At 62.0% G+C, this 18,190-nt stretch carries 14 protein-coding genes; 1 reads left to right on the top strand and 13 read right to left on the bottom strand.

The genetic code is table 11. The features are described from left to right. The first annotated feature begins 66 nt into the window (after window positions 1–66). A complete protein-coding gene (locus J3P91_RS01000; protein WP_434602479.1) occupies window positions 67–1,227 on the top strand; it encodes an AAA family ATPase in 1,161 nt (386 codons plus the stop codon). 282 nt (window positions 1,228–1,509) lie between these two features. Here the strand turns inward: J3P91_RS01000 and J3P91_RS00995 are convergent, their stop codons facing one another. The 13 genes from J3P91_RS00995 to J3P91_RS00935 all read right to left on the bottom strand — a co-directional run bounded on the left by J3P91_RS00995 (window position 1,510) and on the right by J3P91_RS00935 (window position 18,163). Next, on the bottom strand, window positions 1,510–2,292 hold the full coding sequence (locus tag J3P91_RS00995; RefSeq protein WP_434602478.1) for a MetQ/NlpA family ABC transporter substrate-binding protein: 783 nt from the start codon (window positions 2,290–2,292) through the stop codon (window positions 1,510–1,512). A 277-nt stretch (window positions 2,293–2,569) separates the two neighbouring features. Next, window positions 2,570–3,505: a sigma 54-interacting transcriptional regulator gene (locus J3P91_RS00990; RefSeq protein ID WP_434602477.1), complete on the bottom strand. Its 936-nt coding sequence runs from the start codon at window positions 3,503–3,505 to the stop codon at window positions 2,570–2,572. Window positions 3,506–3,552: 47 nt separating this feature from the next. After that, window positions 3,553–4,134: an alpha/beta hydrolase gene (locus J3P91_RS00985; RefSeq protein ID WP_434570425.1), complete on the bottom strand. Its 582-nt coding sequence runs from the start codon at window positions 4,132–4,134 to the stop codon at window positions 3,553–3,555. Between the two features lie 207 nt (window positions 4,135–4,341). After that, a complete protein-coding gene (locus tag J3P91_RS00980; protein WP_434602476.1) occupies window positions 4,342–4,587 on the bottom strand; it encodes a DUF2789 domain-containing protein in 246 nt (81 codons plus the stop codon). Window positions 4,588–4,642: 55 nt separating this feature from the next. Continuing rightward, entirely contained in the window at window positions 4,643–7,078 is a 2,436-nt protein-coding gene (locus tag J3P91_RS00975; RefSeq protein ID WP_434602475.1) for an alpha/beta hydrolase, read from the bottom strand. A gap of 9 nt (window positions 7,079–7,087) precedes the next feature. Further along, window positions 7,088–8,530: a TIGR01777 family oxidoreductase gene (locus tag J3P91_RS00970; protein WP_434602474.1), complete on the bottom strand. Its 1,443-nt coding sequence runs from the start codon at window positions 8,528–8,530 to the stop codon at window positions 7,088–7,090. Continuing rightward, window positions 8,523–9,011, bottom strand: a complete 489-nt coding sequence (locus J3P91_RS00965) for a cell division protein (protein ID WP_434602473.1) — start codon at window positions 9,009–9,011, stop codon at window positions 8,523–8,525. The genes J3P91_RS00970 and J3P91_RS00965 overlap by 8 nt, the downstream gene beginning before the upstream one ends. A 1,580-nt stretch (window positions 9,012–10,591) precedes the next feature. Beyond that, window positions 10,592–11,458 (bottom strand): ABC transporter permease, encoded by an 867-nt coding sequence (locus J3P91_RS00960; protein ID WP_434602472.1) that lies wholly within the window; start codon window positions 11,456–11,458, stop codon window positions 10,592–10,594. A 12-nt stretch (window positions 11,459–11,470) separates the two neighbouring features. Then, window positions 11,471–12,331 carry an ABC transporter ATP-binding protein gene (locus J3P91_RS00955; RefSeq protein WP_434602471.1) on the bottom strand — a complete coding sequence of 287 codons (861 nt, stop codon included), beginning with the start codon at window positions 12,329–12,331 and terminating at the stop codon, window positions 11,471–11,473. A gap of 5 nt (window positions 12,332–12,336) precedes the next feature. Further along, on the bottom strand, window positions 12,337–13,362 hold the full coding sequence (locus tag J3P91_RS00950; protein ID WP_434602470.1) for an ABC transporter substrate-binding protein: 1,026 nt from the start codon (window positions 13,360–13,362) through the stop codon (window positions 12,337–12,339). A 37-nt stretch (window positions 13,363–13,399) separates the two neighbouring features. Further along, window positions 13,400–14,302 (bottom strand): TauD/TfdA dioxygenase family protein, encoded by a 903-nt coding sequence (locus J3P91_RS00945; RefSeq protein WP_434602469.1) that lies wholly within the window; start codon window positions 14,300–14,302, stop codon window positions 13,400–13,402. A gap of 347 nt (window positions 14,303–14,649) precedes the next feature. Further along, entirely contained in the window at window positions 14,650–16,017 is a 1,368-nt protein-coding gene (locus tag J3P91_RS00940; RefSeq protein WP_434602468.1) for an HlyD family type I secretion periplasmic adaptor subunit, read from the bottom strand. After that, window positions 16,007–18,163: a type I secretion system permease/ATPase gene (locus J3P91_RS00935; RefSeq protein ID WP_434602467.1), complete on the bottom strand. Its 2,157-nt coding sequence runs from the start codon at window positions 18,161–18,163 to the stop codon at window positions 16,007–16,009. Before J3P91_RS00935 ends, J3P91_RS00940 begins: the two co-directional genes overlap by 11 nt. Between the last annotated feature and the right edge of the window lie 27 nt (window positions 18,164–18,190).

Raw genomic sequence — 18,190 nt, 5'->3', positions numbered from 1 at the left:
GGGTTCACCGAATGCACAGGAATCGGGCAGACTCGTCTGTGACATCCATGTACGAAGGGAATTCGCATGCTCACGACCCTGGCGGTGGCCAACTACCGGTCCATCAACAAACTGGTCATCCCGCTGGGCAGGCTGAACCTGATCACCGGGCCCAACGGCAGTGGCAAATCGAATCTGTATCGCGCCCTGCGCCTGTTGGCGGAGACGGCGCAAGGAGGCGTGGTCAATGCCCTGGCCCGTGAAGGTGGGCTGGGCTCGACCTTCTGGGCCGGCCCGGAAGAAATAAGCCGTCGCATGCGTAACGGCGATGTACCTGTGCAGGGCATCGTGCGTCAGGGCAGCATGCGCCTGCGCCTCGGATTTGCCGGGGAAAACTTCAGCTATTCGATCGCCCTGGGCCTGCCGGAACCCAGTCGTTCGGCGTTTTCACTGGACCCTGAAATCAAGCGCGAATGCATCTGGGCCGGACCGGTTTACAGGCCTGCCAGCTTGCTGGTGGACCGCAACGGGCCGATGATCCGCGCCCGTGAAAGCCGTTCGTGGGACGTATTGGCCCAACACACCCCGACCTTCGATAGCCTGTTCGATCAGGTCGGCAGCCTGCGCGCTTCGCCGGAGGTCCTGCAGATGCGCGAGTTCATTCGTCGCTGGCGCTTCTACGACCACTTTCGCAGCGATGCCGACGCCCCGGTGCGCCAGCCGCAACTGGGCACTCGCACCCCGGTGTTGCACCACGACGGACGCGACCTGGCTGCAGCGCTGCAAACGATTCTGGAGATAGGCGACTTCGAAGCCCTGCACGCCGCCGTTGGCGATGCGTTTCCTGGTGCTCAACTGCACATCGACAAACTGCAGGGCGGGCGTTTCGCCATCGCCTTCCAGCAACACGGCCTGCTGCGACCGTTGTCGGCCGCCGAGCTGTCCGATGGAACCCTGCGCTACCTGCTGCTGGTAGCCGCCCTGCTCACGCCGCGCCCGCCCTCGCTGATGGTGCTCAACGAACCGGAAACCAGCCTGCACCCGGATCTGTTGCCGGCCTTGGCACGCTTGATAATCCGCGCTTCGGCCAATTGCCAGGTCTGGGTCGTGTCCCATGCGACACGCCTGATCGCCGCGCTGGAGCAGGATGAAAACTGCAATTGCATCGTGCTGGAAAAAGACTTGGGACAGACCGCAATCGTCGGACAGCGGATGCTGGATGAGCCGGCGTGGCATTGGCCTGAATAAGTAGTGACTGACAAACCGCTTTCGCGAGCGGGCTCGCTCCCACAGTGGTCGGTGTTGCTTCATCCGTGGCGAGGGAGCTTGCTCCCGCTGGCCTGCGGAGCAGGCCCCTCTGTTCTTGAGGTAGACCGCATCAGCCGTTTTTGCGACTGCTGCGCAGCCGAGCGGGAGCAAGCTCCCTCGCCACGGGTAAGCCGTGCCGCTACACGATATGTTGAGCACAAAAAACGCCGACGCTGTATCAGCCGTCGGCGTTTGTAACTGCGTTAAGGTCTACCGCGCCAGTCAGAACGCCGGCAGTACCGCGCCGCTGTATTTCTTCTCGATGAATGCCTTCACTTCCGGGCTGGTCAGCGCCTTGGCCAGTTTCTGGATGGCCGCGCTGTCCTTGTTGTCCGGACGGGCCACCAGGAAGTTCACGTAAGGCGAATCCGAACCCTCGATCACCAAGGCATCCTTGGCCGGGTTGAGGCCTGCTTCCAGGGCGTAGTTGGTGTTGATCATGTCCAGGTCGACCTGGTCCAGCACACGCGGCAGCATGGCCGATTCCAGTTCCTTGAACTTGAAGTTCTTCGGGTTCTCGGCGATGTCTTTCGGCGTTGCCAGGGCGTTTTTCGGGTCCTTGAGTTTGATCAGGCCAGCCTTCTGCAACAGGATCAGGGCACGACCGCTGTTGCTGCCTTCGTTAGGGATGGCGATGGTCGCGCCGTCTTTCAGCTCAGCCAGGCTTTTTACTTTTTTCGAGTAGCCGCCAAACGGTTCGACGTGGACGCCAATCACCGTCACCAGGTTGGTGCCTTTGCCTTCGTTGAAGCTCTTGAGGTAAGGCAGGGTCTGGAAGTAGTTGGCGTCAAGGCGCTTCTGGTCAACCTGTACGTTGGGTTGGACGTAGTCGGTGAACACCTTGATTTCCAGGTCCACGCCTTCTTTGGCCAGGGCCGGCTTGATCAGCTCGAGGATTTCAGCGTGGGGTACCGGTGTGGCAGCCACGACCAGTTTTTCCGCCGCCTGGGCCAGGCCCGAGGTCAGGGCTGCCGCCAATGCGGTGAACAACAGAACCTTTTTCATGCAGTGTCCTTATTCAATATCACTGTCGTTATGGACGACGGCCAAATGTGGGTGTGCCAGCGAAGTGCTATCGCTGGCGTGATGCGGAAGATACCGATATTTTTTATGCCTTAACAATATCTTTTATTCAAGTTCATATTCATTTTGCTCATATAAGGAAACCGCTCTTGTGGTGAGGGAGCTTGCTCCCGCTCGGTTGCGCAGCAATCGCAAAATCTTGGGTCCGCTGCGCGGCCCAGCGGGAGCAAGCTCCCTCGCCACAGGTGGGCGTCCTGATCTATAGCGTTTGGTCCAGTCGATCGAGCAGCGCCTTGAGGGCGGTGCGCTCAGCTTGCGAGCCCTGTGCAATAACCTGCTCCACCTGCCGCTCGACCAGTTCCAGGGCCGAAAGCTGGGACGGCAAATTCAGATGCTCCGGCAAAATCTCATCGCCGGCACTCACCAGCAATGCAAAATGGATAACGTTCTCCAACTCGCGGGTGTTGCCCGGCCAACTGTGGCGTTCAAGCGCCCGTTGCGCCGCTTCACTGATCAGCGGCACGGCCAGGCCAAGGCGCTGGCTGTAGATGCCCAGGAAATATTCGGCCAGGGACAGGATATCGCCCACCCTCTCGCGCAAGGCGGGTAACTCGAGCTGCCCCTCGCTCAGGTAATGATAAAGCCGGTCATGAAATTTTCCGGCGTCCACCGCTTGCGCCAGATCAATGCTGGTGGCCGCCACCAGGCGCACGTCCACCGGGCTCGGTTGTTGGGCGCCGACACGTGTGACCTCATGGTTTTCCAGCGCCGCCAGCAACTTGATCTGGATCGGCAGCGGCAGGTCTCCGATCTCATCCAGGTAGAGCGTGCCGCCGTTGGCCGAGCCGAACCACCCGGCCCGACTGCTGGCTGAACCGCTATAACTGCCGACGGAATAACCGAACAATTCGGCGTCGGCATAGGTCGGGCTGATAGCGCCGCAATTGACCGAAACAAACAGCCCACCGCGATTGCTCTCGCGATGGATATGCCGGGCCAGCAGCTCCTTGCCGGTGCCGGTTTCGCCGCGAATCAGCACCGAAATCGCCCGTGGCGCCAGTTGTTCCAGCTCCTTGCGCAACTGCCGCGAACGCGGGTCGACGAACACCAGTGCCTTGGCACGGATGCTCAGGGGGCTTTTTTCCGAGTCGGGAAAGGTCAGCAAGGGCTGACCGAAGGTTTCATGCAGGCTCATGGCAGGCTCCCGCCCCAAACCGCCGGCGAGACGGAGGGCATTAAAATTCAGGCGCGACGCAGGGCGTGATGCTCCATGCGGTTTTGCAAACGATAGAGATAAGCGAAACCCTGCTCCCAGCGCTGGTGGCCGGACTTCACATTGATGTGCCCCGCCCCGGCCAGGATCCCGGCCTCGGCCCCCCAACTCCGCGCCAGCTCCATGGCGCGCGCGGCACTGACCGCCGCGTCGTTGTCGGAACTGACCACTTGGCTGGGAAACGGCAACAGGTCCGTGGGAATCGGCGCGAAGTTGCGTAGCGCCGGGGCACAAGCGGGCCGCTCGACATCCGCCGGCGCCACCAGCAACGCGCCACGCACCTGCCGCAGGAATGGCACCGGCGCGGTGGCGGCCCAATGGGCCACGGTGATGCAACCCAGGCTATGGGCGATCAGGATCACCGGCGTGCTGTCGCTGGCGATGGCTTCGGCCAGCGCGGCGACCCAATCTTCACGCCGTGGCGTCAGCCAGTCAGCCTGCTCGACCCGGGCACTGTTGGGCAGACTGTTCTGCCAGTGAGTTTGCCAATGATTTTCCGGCGATCCTTGCCAGCCCGGCACAATCAGGTAGCGAATCGATTCGTTGCGCATGGGTGCTCTCCTGCTTGTCTGTTCCCGGACGAGTATAAGGAGGAGAGTTATATTATTTAAGGAATAAGAAGCTATTTATTAATTCCATGCAGGAATAACAAATTGTGGGAGCGAGCTTGCTCGCGATAGCGGTAGGTCTGTTACATCAATGTTGACTGACATACCGCCATCGCGAGCAAGCTCGCTCCCACAGTTTTCGAGCCAACCTCACTCGCTCCGTCCCTTGCGCAACAGCACGTCGAGTTGATCCACCACCACCGCCCAGTCGGCATCTTCAAGGATTTCGTCGCGCAGCAACTGTCGCTGGCCCTCGCTCCAGAAGAACGCATCGGACAGGTGCAGCTCGGGCTTGAGCGGCGAGTGGCTGGCGATGAACTGATCGATGCTGACGGCGTCGTCGGGCAGGCCGAGTTGCTTGAATAACGCGGGCAGCGTATGGACTGGGGATTCCATGCGGGACTCCTGAGCATGAACGGATGGCTGGCTGATGTTCCAAGTCTAGACCCTCCTACTCCACCAGCCTCAACTCCCCATCGCAATACACCACCTCACGCCCCAACCATCCCACGTCTACTTGAGGCAGTACCGCCGAAGGTTTGCGCAGTTCACGCAGCAACGTCGAGCCATGGGACAGGCGGCCGCCCATGCGGGCGATCACAGCGAGTGCGCTTTGGTAGTGAGCGTGGCGGCCAGGGTCCAGGGTGTCTTCCAGCAGAATGTCTTCGCCGAGGATGCCCTGGGCCTGGCCCGGGTAGATCAGGAATCCGCTCGCCTGCTCGGTGCCTTCACGACCGTCCTGCCAGAAGCTGCCGTCGCGGCTGCGGATGTCCCGGTGCGGCGCGAACCAATGCTCGCGGTCGGCGCTCGGCATGGCGTGGTGCAGGCGGAAAAAGATCCGCATCAGGTTGTCGCGATACCATTCGCGCACCTGCAAGTAGTAGCCGCGCAGCCCTGGCAGGCCGGCGTCATGGGCCAGGCGAATCGCTAACGGCCATTGCGGGAAGGGTTGCAACGGCAGATCGGTCGGCGCCGGGCGCGGCGTTGCCGGATCGGTTTCCCAAGGCAAGCGATGAGGGCTGTGTTCGAGATTGTCATAGGCGGTCGGCGGTCGTCCCAGCCAGGCGCCGCCACTGCTGGCCAAGGCGCTGGCGATGCACAGGTTGCCCTGCACCACGAATACGTAGAAGCGGGTAAACCAGTCGGCCAGTTGCTGGCCGTCAGCGCCTTGTCCGGTCAGTTCGTGCAGCTCTCGGTCGAAACGGCGCAAACCGTTTTCCAACGTAAGCAGATGCCCGCGAGCGATACGCTGCATGCGCAAAAATAACGGCAGCGACCGCAGCAGGCGCAGCGGCCGCCAAGGCAGGTGCGGCGTTGCCCCACCGACCTCGCCGGCATAGCTGCTGGCGCTGATGCCCCAGTCGGCCAGCCGGGCGAGAAACAGGTCGTTGTTGATATACGAGGCGCCACCAAACACCGCGGTGAAAGGCTCGTTGTCCTGCAAAATCCGTGAATCCCAACGCGCCATGATCGCCGGAATGCTTGCCGCCGCGCGACGCTGGGCGTACTCCACCAGAACGCTGGGTTGTGGCGGCAGGATCTCGGCGATGTTGGCGGCGGTCAGGTGACGGCGCCAGCCGTAGTCGCTGATCGGCCGGTATTGCAGCAACCAGAGTTGCGTGCCGTCCCAGGCCCATTCAACATCGCCGGGCACGTAGTGGAAGACCCGCAGCACGCCTTGGAGAAACTGCCACAGCGCTTCGGCGGTCAGGCCATGGGCCGGCGTGAATGTGCCGCTGTTCCAAGACTCGCCGAGACGGGAAATGATCGCTCGCTCAGGACTCACCTTGCCATCGGCCAACGACTCCAGATGGCCTTCGACCCATTCCAGCTCAACCGAAAGGTGACGCACAAAGGCGATCCCGGACAGCCGTGGGGTGATGAAACGCTGCACCACCACTTCCTCGACACCCGCCGCGCTCAGCTCGGCAATGCGTGTCGGCACATTGTGTGTCGGCTCGCGCAAGTAGGTGGTGCTCAAGCCCGCATTGGCCGCATCGGCCTGATCCTCCCCGTAACTGGAGGAACGCACGGCCCAGGCAGCATCCGGCTGGCTGCACAAAAATCCTGGCAAGCGTGGATCATGACAATCGTTGAGTGACAGCGCCGCTGGCACCGGCTGCCCGGCCAGCTCCGCCAGGCGCAAGCGGCCACCCTTGGTGTGCGCGACGAACCCGCACTCGCCGGACTCCAGCCAGGCGGCGAATTCAGCCGGTGAGTCGATCCACGGGTAGTGGCCCCAACCGGGCTTCAAGCTGATGGTCAAGTCGGCGCGGGCGAGAATGGCTGACCATGCCGCTGCCTGGGCGATGCCGAGCATCTTGTCCTGATCGCCCCATACCAGTTCGACCGGGTCGCTGATCCACTCCAGCAACGGCAACGCGGTGTCGGCGCGCACCAGATCCCAATGCGGGACAAAGGCCCGGCAGCGGGCATAGCCGGCGCCCATGCGCTGGTACTGCGCGGGCGTCCATTGCTGGCGGGAGAACTTGTGGGCGAACAGCCTTGGCTTGTTCGCCAGCAGCCAATGAATGGTCTTGCGAATCGGCAGCGGCGACATCAGCGCCGGCAATCGTCGCTGCCACAAGAACGCGCCCACCGGCGCCAGCAAAACGCTGCGGCAAAAGTGTCCGGGCCGGCGTTGCAAGGCGTGCAGCACCAGCAAAGCGTTCACCCCGACCGCCATGATCGCGCTGCCCTTTACCGTTGCCGCGAGCAACGCCTGTGCGTAGGCCGCCAGGTCTTCACAAGGAGCCTGAGGGTTGTCGCCGAAACCGGGCAGCTCCAGCGGCACCACGTCGTAGCGTTTGAAGTGCGGCAACGCGTCGTCCCACCAATCGGCAGCGCTACCGTTGCCGGCCAGCAGGTACATCCTCGGCTTGCTCATGGACAGTCCTCAGGCCAGGTCGCGCAGGGCAGCGTCGAGTGTGGGGTAACGGAACGTATAACCGGCCTGAACGAGACGATTGGGCACCACGCGCTGGCCGTCGAAAAACAGCTGGGCCATCTCGCCAGCCAGGGCGCGCACCGGCGCGGCCGGGATGTGGAACCACACCGGGCGCTTGAGCACCTGGCCGACGCGTTCGGCGAACAAAGCCTGACTGACCGTTTCCGGCGCTACCAGGTTATAGGTGCCGCTCAGGCTTTCGTCCTCGAAGGCACGGGCGATCACCTGGATCACATCGTCGCGGTGCACCCAACTCATGATTTGCCGACCATCGCCCATCCGCCCGCCGAACCCCAGGCGAAACGGAATCAGCAATGGCAGCAACGCACCGCCCGGACCGAACACCACGCCCAGGCGCATCACCACCTGTCGCACGCCCAACTCGGTGGCGGGCCGCGCTGAGGCTTCCCAGCGCGAACAGAGTTCGGCCATGAAACCATCGCCCTGGCTGGCGCTTTCATCGAGGCTTTCGCTGGCGTCGCGCACGCCATAAAAACCGATGGCCGACGCTTGAATCCACAACGCCGGTTTGTGCCGGGCGTTCTTCAACCATGTCATCAAGGCTTCGGTGGTATCGACCCGGCTGGCGATGAGTTGCGCCTGGCGCCTCGGACTCCAGCGCGGTCCGGCCACCGGCGCGCCCGCCAGGTTGATCAGTACATCGAAGGTTTCGTCATGGCTCAGCTTGCCCAGCGAACGCACGCAGCGGGCGCGGCCGTCAAACAGATAGGCCGCCCTCAATGGATCGCGGGCCAACACGCTGACCGTGTGCCCGGCATCGAGCAACTGATTGACCAGGGTCTCGCCGATAAACCCGGTGCCTCCCGTGACCAGCACGCGCTTGTAGGCACCACCGGCAAACGGGTTGCCCGGCTTGCCCTGGCGCTGCATGCGCAAGGCGGCCAAGCCGTCGCGAATGCCCGAGGCGGTGACGCCGATGGCAAACAACGTCAGCAGCCAGCCGCGCCAGCCCAGGTCGATCGTGCTCAGGCCGGTCGGCAGACTCGCCCACTGCGCAAGTTGCACGCCGTACAGCGCGAAGAAGGCCCCACCGTTGACCGCCAGCACGGTGTGCATGATGCGCTCGATGGGCGGCAGTTTGCGGCTACGGTCCTCGACCACGAAATCCCACAGCGTCAGGCCGATCTCCAGGGCGAACAGCAGCGCGATGACGATCGCCCATGTCCCTTCGAAGGCCAGATGCGCGATACCCAGGAACAGGATCCCGTAGAAACACGAGCGCAGGGAGTGGATGGAGAGTTCCAGCCGCGCACTGTGGCGATAGGGCAAGGCGACAGTGAGTTCGTGGTGATACAGGGTATCCAGCGCACCGAGGATGGCCTGGGCAATCAGCAGGGCAATGGCCCAGTCCAGCGGCGAAAAATCAGGCATGGTTCGACTCACTCGATGTGTTGTCGGTCAGGGCGGTGCGGCGATCATGGCGATAAAGCCAGAACAGCGGCGGCAGTAAAACAATTAATGCAAAGCTGTCGAACCACAGGTGCGACCAGACCCGCGCCTGGGCGGAAACCAGCATGTCCTGAGGCGCCCAGAGCAGAATGCCGACGATCAGCCAGCCCCAGGGCATGGCACTTTTCAGGCGATCGCCGAGATGGACCAGCGCGAGCATGTACAACGCATAGCTTTGCAACGTGGCGCCGAACAGCGCCAGCCACCAGACCTGTTGCGTGCGGACGGTAACCGGCACGATGTCCGCACCCCAGAACGCCTGCTCGATGGTGTTCAGGTAATCATCGAGCAAGCCGGAGTGACCGGCCCAGGTCAGCGTAAGACCGGCGAGCAGATGCATCAGGGCCGCAGCGTACAGCCAAACGACCAGGGCTTTGCGAAGGGGGCTGGGAGGGGCTGGCATTCCGTGTCCTGAAGGCTTGCTTGGAGGCGGCAAGTCTAATGGAAAAGGAAGGGGCTTTACTTGGCTAACAAGCCGGGCAGCGATAAATAAAATCCACTGCCTGGAGTCAGTTGGCGGGGAGATGGATCGGCTGGAATTCAAGCGTCAGGTTAAAAGGCCTGTGGTGAATTGAAGACCGCCATCGCGAGCAAGCTCGCTCCCACATGGACCTGTGCTGGCTGAGATGTCTGCAACAACCCCAACCACCTGTGGGAGCGAGCCTGCTCGCGATGGCGCCCTCCCAGACACCCAAAACCCGTGGCGAGGGAGCTTGCTCCCTCGCCACAGGGATCGGCTTGAGGTCCACTCTTCATCAGTTGGCGGGAGATGGATCGGCTGGAATTCAAGCGTCAGGTTGAAAGGCCTGTGGTGGATTGAAGACCGCCTTCGCGAGCAGGCTCGCTCCCACATTGGACCTGTGCTGGCTGAGATGTCTGCAACAACCCCAACCACCTGTGGGAGCGAGCCTGCTCGCGATGGCGCCCTCCCAGACACCCAAAACCCGTGGCGAGGGAGCTTGCTCCCGCTGGCCTGCGCAGCAGGCCCCCAGCATTCTTTCAGGCAAACCGCATCGCCTGGTTTTGCGACTGCTGCGCAGCCGAGCGGGAGCAAGCTCCCTCGCCACAGGGATCGGCTTGAGGTCCACTCTTCATCAGTTGGCGGGGAAATGGATCGGCTTGAATTCAAGCGTCAGGTTGAAAGGCCTGTGGTGGATTGAAGACCGCCATCGCGAGCAAGCTCGCTCCCACATTGGACCTGTGCTGGCTGAGATATCTGCAACAACCCCAACCACCTGTGGGAGCGAGCTTGCTCGCGATGGCGTCAGCCCAGACACCCCATAACCGTGGCGAAGGAGCTTGCTCCCGCTGGCCTGCGCAGCAGGCCCCCAGCATTCTTTCAGGCAAACCGCATCGCCTGGTTTTGCGACTGCTGCGCAGCCGAGCGGGAGCAAGCTCCCTCGCCACAGAGATCGGCTTGAGGACACTCTTCATCAGTTTGCGGGAGATGGATCGGCTGGAATTCAAGCGTCAGGTTGAAAGGCCTGTGGTGAATTGAAGACCGCCTTCGCGAGCAAGCTCGCTCCCACATGGACCTGTGCTGGCTGAGATGTCTGCAACAACCCCAACCACCTGTGGGAGCGAGCCTGCTCGCGATGGCGCCCTCCCAGACACCCAAAACCCGTGGCGAGGGAGCTTGCTCCCGCTGGCCTGCGCAGCAGGCCCCCAGCATTCTTTCAGGCAAACCGCATCGCCTGGTTTTGCGACTGCTGCGCAGCCGAGCGGGAGCAAGCTCCCTCGCCACAGAGATCGGCTTGAGGTCCACTCTTCATCAGTTGGCGGGAGATGGATCGGCTGGAATTCAAGCGTCAGGTTGAAAGGCCTGTGGTGAATTGAAGACCGCCATCGCGAGCAAGCTCGCTCCCACATTGGACCTGTGCTGGCTGAGATATCTGCAACAACCCCAACCACCTGTGGGAGCGAGCTTGCTCGCGATGGCGTCAACCCAGACCCCCCCCCTCGCCACGGATGCTCATGAATGGCTTACCTTTGCATCCCCCAACGCTTCACCGTCACCCGCTCCAGGCTGTCGAATACCAGGTTCTCTACCAGTAGCCCGATGAGGATCACCACCGCCAGCCCTGCAAAGACCTTGTCGGTGTACAGCTCGTTGCGGTTCTGGAAAATGTACCAGCCCAGGCCGCCCTTGCCGCTGGTGGCGCCGAATACCAGTTCGGCGGCGATCAGGGTGCGCCAGGCGAAGGCCCAGCCGATTTTCAGCCCGGCGAGGATCGACGGCAGCGCCGCCGGAATCAGGATGAACAGCACAAAGCGCAGGCCCTTGAGCCCGTAGTTGCGCCCGGCCATGCGCAGCGTTTCCGACACGCCGAGAAACCCCGCATACATGTTCAATGCCAGCGCCCACAGCACCGAATGCACCAATACAAAAATCAGGCTGTTCTGCCCCAGGCCGAACCACAGCAGCGCCAACGGCAACAGCGCGATGGCCGGCAACGGGTTGAACATCGACGTCAGGGTGCTGAGCAGGTCACGCCCCAACTGCGTCGACACCGCCAGGGTGGTCAAGCCAAACGCCAGGACGATGCCGAGCAAATAACCCTTGAGCAGCACCACCAGGGAAATCCACACCTTGCCCAGCAACTCGCCACTGAGCAAACCGTCATGTAGCGCACTGGCAGTCTGCAAAAAGCTCGGCAGCAACAGGTCGTTGTTCTGGTAACGCGCCACGCCCTCCCACACCAGCGCCAGCACCAACAGGATCAAACATTTACGCAACCAACCCTGCTGCCAAAGGCGCTGGCTCAGGGGCAATTCCCGCTCCAGTGGTACGTGGGTCAGCGGTTGCAGATCGACTTCGTATTCTTCGCGCGCAGGCGATAACTGGCTCATGAAAGGCTCCCCTCAGTACGCGATACGAATGTCGGCAAAACCCAGCTCGCGTTCAGCATCCGGCGACTGGCCTTGTTCGAACAGCAGCGAATGAATCCGCCGCGCCGTGTGCTGGAACCCGACGCCGCCAAGGCTGTGCAGATCATATTGGTGGCTGTGGATTTCCGCCCGGACCCGCCCCGGATGCGGTGACAGCAGCAGGATGCGATTGCCCACCACCAGCGCTTCTTCGATGGAATGGGTAACGAACAACAGCGTGAAGCGCACCTCCTCCCAGAGCAGCAGCAATTCCTCTTGCATCTTGCGGCGGGTCAGCGCATCCAGCGCCGCAAAGGGCTCGTCCATCAGCAGGATCTTCGGTTGCATCGCCAGCGCCCGGGCAATCGCAACGCGTGCCTTCATCCCACCAGACAAGGTATGCGGATAAGCATCGGCAAACGCTGCCAACCCGACTTTATCGAGATAGTGCAGCGCCCGCTCCTCGGCCTCGCGACGTTTGAGCGTGCCCGACGCCAGCAGCGCGAACATCACGTTCTGCTTGACGGTTTTCCACGGCGGCAGCTGATCGAACTCCTGGAACACCACGATCCGGTCCGGCCCTGGCGCGCTGACGATTTGGCCTTGCAGGCGGATCTCGCCTTCACACGGAGTGATGAAACCACCAACGGCCTTGAGCAATGTGGACTTGCCACACCCGGACGGGCCGAGCAGTACAAAGCGGTCTGCCGGATCGACCTCGAAACTCACTTGATGGGTGGCGCGGACTACACGCTGCGGGGTGCGGTATTCCAGGCTGACGTTATCCACCGACAACAGCGCGGTGTCGGTGCGGGTGGCGTTGCTGGCCGCGTGGCCTTGCAATGGCGCGTTCATGACAATCAGCTCCCCTGCAGCGGTTTGGCGTCCTGGAAGAAGTAGTCTTTCCAGGAGGCCGGTTTGTTCTTGATGGCGCCGACGCGGTAGAGGAATTCGGCGAGCGGGTAGGTATTTTTTGGCGTGACGGTAAATTCGATCTGCGGGTTTTCGATGATCTTCAGCAGAGTCGCCCGGTCGATCTTGGCCTTGCTCACGCGCAGGTAGGTGTCCGCCGCCGCGCCTTTGTCTTTCTGGGCAAACTCGGCCGCTTCGGTCAGCGCTTCGACGAAGGCCTTGTAGGTTTTTGGGTTTTCATCGCGGAATTTCTCGGTGGCGAACAGCACCGTGGGCGAATTTGGCCCGAGCACATCATAGGAATTGATCACCACATGCACGTTGGGGTTTTCCAGGGCCTGGTCCTGGAACGGCGGGTTGGAAAAGTGCCCGGTCAACTCGGTGCCGCCGGCAATCAACGCGGCCGTGGCGTCCGGGTGCGGGACGGCCAGGGTGTACTTGTCGAGGCGATTGAACTCCTTGTCGCCCCACTGCTTCGCGGCGGCGTACTGCAGGAAACGCGACTGCACCGACACGCCCACCGCCGGCACCGCGATGCGGTCCTTCTCGGTGAAGTCGGCGATGGTCTTGACGTTCGGGTTGTTGCTCAACAGGTAATAGGGAAAGTTGCCCAGGGAGGCCACGGCCTTGACGTTCTGCTTGCCACGGGTGCGATCCCAGACCGTCAGCAACGGCCCGACACCCGCCCCGGCAATGTCGATGGAGCCCGACAGCAACGCATCGTTGACCGCCGCGCCGCCGGACAGCTGGGTCCAGTCGACCTTGATGTCGATGCCCTCCTCCTTGCCGTGCTTCTCGATCAATTGCTGGTCACGGACCACGTTCAGCAGCAGGTAGACGATGCCGAACTGCTCGGCGATGCGAATCTCACCTTCGGCCTGGGCGCTGGCCGGCGCGACCAGGCTGCCAGCGAGCAAGCTGAACCCCAGGCCGATAGCCGCAGCCAGCGGTGCAAAAGCAATGCGTTTGGACATGGTGTTTCTCCGGGCTCTTTGCGCGCTGCGCAGCCGATCAGAAAGGGGCGTCGCCCTGGATAGTGGTGCGATACAGCTTTCGGCGCAGATGGCCAGGGCAACCGGCGGCGAGGTGAATCAGCGAGCGGTTGTCCCAGAACACCAGGTCGTGGGGCTGCCATTGATGGCGATAAATGTTCTGGGGCAGCACGCTGTGGGCATACAGCTCGGCCAGGATGGCTTTGCTTTCATCCTCCGGCAGGCCGACGATGCGGGTGGTGAAGCCTTCGCTGACGAACAGCGCCTGGCGCCCGGTTTCCGGGTGGGTGCGGACGATCGGATGCACGACTTCGGCGACCTGAGCCAACTGTTCAGGCGTCAGCGTCGGGCGCCAGTTGCCTTCGAATTTGGTCTCGCTGTAACGCGCCGTGTAGGAATGCGCTGCCGAACGGCCCTCAATCGCTTTACGCAGTGTCTCGGGCAAACCGTCCCAGGCCTTGTGCATGTCGGCGAACAGCGTATCGCCGCCCTCGCTCGGCAGCTCCTGGGCGTGGAGCATCGAGCCGAGGCTCGGCAGTTCCTTATAGGAAAGGTCCGAATGCCAGAACTTGCCGGCGTCTCCCAGACCGATGGACTGGCCGTTCTCGATGATGTTGGAGACGATGAGGATTTCCGGATGCCCGGCCAGCAGGAATTGCTTGAGCACATGGATTTGCAGCACGCCAAAACGGCGGCTGAAAGCGATGTGCTGCTCGGGAGTGATGCGCTGATCGCGGAACACCACGACGTGATAGTCCAGGTGTGCGCGGTGGATGCGCGCAAAATCCTGATCGTTGATCGGCCGGGACAGGTCCAGCCCGACGATCTCGGCCCCTACGGCGCCGCTGAATGGGCGTACTTCGAATGATTGCGGCGCGATGTTCGCGGCATTTGAGTCTGGAGAAAAAGAGACGGCTGGCATACATCACTCCCACGCACGGCGCGCTTGAATGGGCGCGCAGTCGATCAAAAACTCACGGGTCACCGTGTCGGTTTGTGTCGTGCGGCGCGCCGATTGGTCGGCAGGTACGCAGGGGGATGACTTTAAGGGTATAAGAAGGTTAATTTAAATACTGAAAATGCATAACCATATGGCAGAAGCTGTGGGGGCAACACGGTCGTGTGGCGAGGGAGCTTGCTCCCGCTGGCCTGCGAAGCAGGCCCCGGCATTCTTTCAGGCTGACCGTCTTGCCTGGTTTTACGACTGCTTCGCAGCCGAGCGGGAGCAAGCTCCCTCGCCACAAACGCTACGAGCACTGAGTCCAGGGCTTACCGCTCATGCAACGCCTCGGCCCGGGCCTTGATGATGGGCTTGAGCAGGTAGCTCAGCACGGTCTTCTTGCCGGTGATGATATCTACCGACGCCACCATCCCGGGGATGATCAGCAAGGGCTTTTCAGGCGTGCCCAGGTGGCTGCGTTCGGTGCGCAACTTGATGATGTAGTAGGTGGTTTTCTTGTCTTCATCAGTGATGGTGTCGGCGCCGATCTGTTCCAGCTTGGCTTTCATCCCACCGTAGATGGTGTAGTCGTAGGCGGTGAATTTCACCGTGGCGTCCTGGCCGGGGTGCAGGAAGGCGATGTCCTGGGGACGGATTTTCGCTTCCACCAGAATGGTGTCGTCCAGGGGCACGATTTCCACCAGGTCGCTGCCGGGCTGGATTACCCCGCCGATGGTGTTGACCAGCAGTTTGTTGACGATGCCGCGCACCGGCGATGTCACCAGGGTACGGCTCACCCGGTCCTCCAAGGCCTTGCCGGTGGCTTGAGCCTTGTTCAGGTCGGTGCGCGCCTCATTGAGCTGGGTCAGTGCCTCGCTGCGGAACTTGCCGCGAGTCTCGTCGATCTTGCGCTGCACTTCCTTGATCGCCGACTCGGCGCGAGGGATTGCCAGCGTCGTCGCATCCAGTTGCCCGCGGGTCTCGACTTCGGCACGCTTGAGCCGCAGCACTTCCACCGGCGATACCGCGCCCTGGGCAACCAGCGGCTCGGACATGTTGATTTCCTGGCGTTGCAGCGCCAGGCCGGAGCGGTATTGCGACTGCTTGGAGACGAACTCGCGCAATTCCTGCTGACGCTGGATCAACTGTTCCTGCAAGCCGCCGATTTCGTCATGCAGCTGCTGGCGGCGGCTGATGTACAGCGATTCTTCGCTGGCAGCCTGGCCCGGTACCGCCTTGAGTACATCAGCCGGAAAGTTCAGCGGTCGGTCGTCGACCTCGGCACTCAGGCGCTCGACCCGCAACAGCATGGACAGGCGATCCGCCTCGGTTTCGCCGACGTTGGAGACAAAGCGCGTATCGTCCAGGCGAATCAACGACGCACCGGCGTCGACAATCTGCCCTTCCTTTACGAACAGCTCGGCGACGATACCGCCTTCCAGGTTCTGGATTTTCTGGATCTTGGACGAAGGAATCGCCTTGCCGTCGCCCTTGGTCACTTCGTCGATCTCGGCGAAGTTGGCCCACAGCCCCAGGAACACAAAAAAACCGATGATGCCCCAGATCGTCAGGCGCACCACGCGGGGGGCGTCCTCGATCAGCGCCTTGTTGACCTCGGGCAGCGGTTGGCCATGCAGCGAATCGGAACCCTTGAAGTAACGGCCCACAGCGCCCTTGAAACCGGATTTAAGCAACACTGATCTGCCCCTTCTTCAACGCTTCCATGACGGCGGCTTTCGGGCCGTCGGCGAGAATCTGTCCACGGTCGATCACCAGCAGGCGGTCCACCAGCGACAGCAAGGATGCCCGGTGCGTCACCAGCAACACGGTCTTGTTTTCCACCACAGCAGCCAGGCGCTGTTTCAAGCGCTCTTCACCGGTGTTGTCCATCGCGCTGGTAGGTTCGTCCAGGAGCAGGATCGGCGGATTGAGCAGCAACGCGCGAGCCAGGGCGACGTTCTGGCGCTGGCCGCCGGACAGGTTCTGCCCGCGCTCACCGACTTGCAGTTCATAGCCTTGCGGATGCAAGCGGGCGAACTCGTGTACGCCTGCCAGCTCCGCGGCCTGAAGCACCAATTCATCCTCGACGTAGCGGGCACCTGAAGTGAGGTTGTCGCGCAGGGTTCCGGACAGCAGCTGGATGTCCTGGGGCACGTAGCCGATGTTGTAGCGCAGCTCGCTGACGTCGATCTGGCGAATGTCCACGCCATCCACCAGCAACGCGCCGTCATCCGGCTGGTAAAGCCCCACCAGCAATTTTGCCAGAGAGCTTTTGCCCGAACCGCTGCGGCCGATGATGCCGATTTTTTCGCCCGGCTTGATCACCAGGTTGATGTTCTTCAGCGCGGCGTTCTGCTGGTTCGGATAGGTAAAGTTCAACTGGCGGCATTCAATGGCGCCCTGCAGGACTTTGCGGCTGAGCGGGCGCTCATCGAAATTGCGTTCCTGGGGCAGCTCCATCATCTGGTCGACGGAAGTCATCGTCACCCGCGCTTGCTGGTAGCGGGTCAGCAGGCCCGACAACGAGGCCAATGGGCTCAGTGCGCGGCCGCTGAGCATGTAGCAGGCGATCAGCCCACCCATGCTCAGGTTGCCGGCGATGATCTGGTAGACGCCGAAGACGATCATGATCACCCCGGCCAGTTGCTGGATCAGCAAGGTGATATTCATCGCCAGGCCGGACAGCATCTTCACGCGCAGCTCGAGGCGGCTGAGGGTGCCGATGGTCTGTTCCCATTGGTACTGCCGTTCACTTTCGGCGTTGTTGACCTTCACCGCATCCAGGCCGGCCAGGGTTTCGATCAGGCTGGACTGGCGCTCGGCGCCCAGGGCCATGGTTCGTTCCATGGTCGCTACCAACGGCTTCTGCAAGGCATAGCCAATCAGCAAGGCGATCGGGAACGCCAGCACCGGAATCCACACCAGGTGCCCGCCCAGGATCGCGATGACCATGAAGATCAGCAGCGTGAACGGCAAGTCGATCAGGCTGGTCAGGGTCAGCGAGGCGAGGAAGTCCCGCAGGCTCTGGAATTCGTGGATGTTCTGGGCAAAGCTGCCGACCCGCGCCGGGCGATATTTCATCGCCATGCCGACGATGCGCTCGAACAGCGTCGCAGAAATGATCAGGTCGGTTTTCTTGCCCGCCAGGTCCAGGCACAGGCTGCGCAACATCTTCAGGACCAAGTCGAAAATGTAGGCGCCGGTAATGCCGACAGCCAGTACCCACAGGGTTGATTCGGCCTGGTTCGGCACCACGCGGTCGTAGACGTTCATCACGAACAGCGGCGCGGCCATGGCGATGATGTTGATCAGCAGACTGGCCGCGATGGCATCGGCGTACAACCAGCGGGAGCGTTTGAGAGTGTCGCGAAACCAGGAACGCGCCCGAGGGATCAGCGTGCCGTGGTTGACGTCAAATTTATGCTGCGGTTGGGCGAAGAAAACCTTGCCGCTGTAGTCATCGGCCAGCAGCTCGCGGCTGACGGTGACCTCTCCGCCATCGCTTTCGCTAAGCAGCAAGCGCGCCTGGTCGTCACCGGCCCAGCCCAGCAGCACGGCGCTGCGGCCTTCTTTCAGCAGTAGCAGAGCCGGCATGGCGATGGCCGGGATCTGTTCGAGCTTGCGTTGCAACACCCGCCCTTGCAGACCGGCACGGGCCGCCGCGCGCGACAATAAGTCGACGCTCAAGCGTTGCTTGGGCAGCGGCAGGCCGGTGGTCAGCATCGCCGCGCTGGCAGGTTTCTGGTGCAGCATGCAGAGCGCCAGCAAACCATCCAGCAGCGGGTCATCGTGCAGCGTGCGCGGGTCGTGAACTAGTTCGACTGGACTGACTTCTGATTCCACGCTCGGCACTCTTTCGCTGAAAAACGG

Origin of the sequence: Pseudomonas sp. Z4-7 (assembly GCF_051131965.1) — a bacterium.
Classification (GTDB): Bacteria; Pseudomonadota; Gammaproteobacteria; order Pseudomonadales; family Pseudomonadaceae; genus Aquipseudomonas.
This window is presented reverse-complemented; position numbering and strand designations above follow the sequence as displayed.

Bases quoted from the DNA above. Each gene is read 5' to 3' on its own strand.
- J3P91_RS01000 (WP_434602479.1), top strand. From the start codon at position 67: ATGCTCACGACCCTGGCGGTGGCCAACTACCGGTCCATCAACAAACTG.
- J3P91_RS00995 (WP_434602478.1), bottom strand. From the start codon at position 2,292: ATGAAAAAGGTTCTGTTGTTCACCGCATTGGCGGCAGCCCTGACCTCG.
- J3P91_RS00990 (WP_434602477.1), bottom strand. From the start codon at position 3,505: ATGAGCCTGCATGAAACCTTCGGTCAGCCCTTGCTGACCTTTCCCGAC.
- J3P91_RS00985 (WP_434570425.1), bottom strand. From the start codon at position 4,134: ATGCGCAACGAATCGATTCGCTACCTGATTGTGCCGGGCTGGCAAGGA.
- J3P91_RS00980 (WP_434602476.1), bottom strand. From the start codon at position 4,587: ATGGAATCCCCAGTCCATACGCTGCCCGCGTTATTCAAGCAACTCGGC.
- J3P91_RS00975 (WP_434602475.1), bottom strand. From the start codon at position 7,078: ATGAGCAAGCCGAGGATGTACCTGCTGGCCGGCAACGGTAGCGCTGCC.
- J3P91_RS00970 (WP_434602474.1), bottom strand. From the start codon at position 8,530: ATGCCTGATTTTTCGCCGCTGGACTGGGCCATTGCCCTGCTGATTGCC.
- J3P91_RS00965 (WP_434602473.1), bottom strand. From the start codon at position 9,011: ATGCCAGCCCCTCCCAGCCCCCTTCGCAAAGCCCTGGTCGTTTGGCTG.
- J3P91_RS00960 (WP_434602472.1), bottom strand. From the start codon at position 11,458: ATGAGCCAGTTATCGCCTGCGCGCGAAGAATACGAAGTCGATCTGCAA.
- J3P91_RS00955 (WP_434602471.1), bottom strand. From the start codon at position 12,331: ATGAACGCGCCATTGCAAGGCCACGCGGCCAGCAACGCCACCCGCACC.
- J3P91_RS00950 (WP_434602470.1), bottom strand. From the start codon at position 13,362: ATGTCCAAACGCATTGCTTTTGCACCGCTGGCTGCGGCTATCGGCCTG.
- J3P91_RS00945 (WP_434602469.1), bottom strand. From the start codon at position 14,302: ATGCCAGCCGTCTCTTTTTCTCCAGACTCAAATGCCGCGAACATCGCG.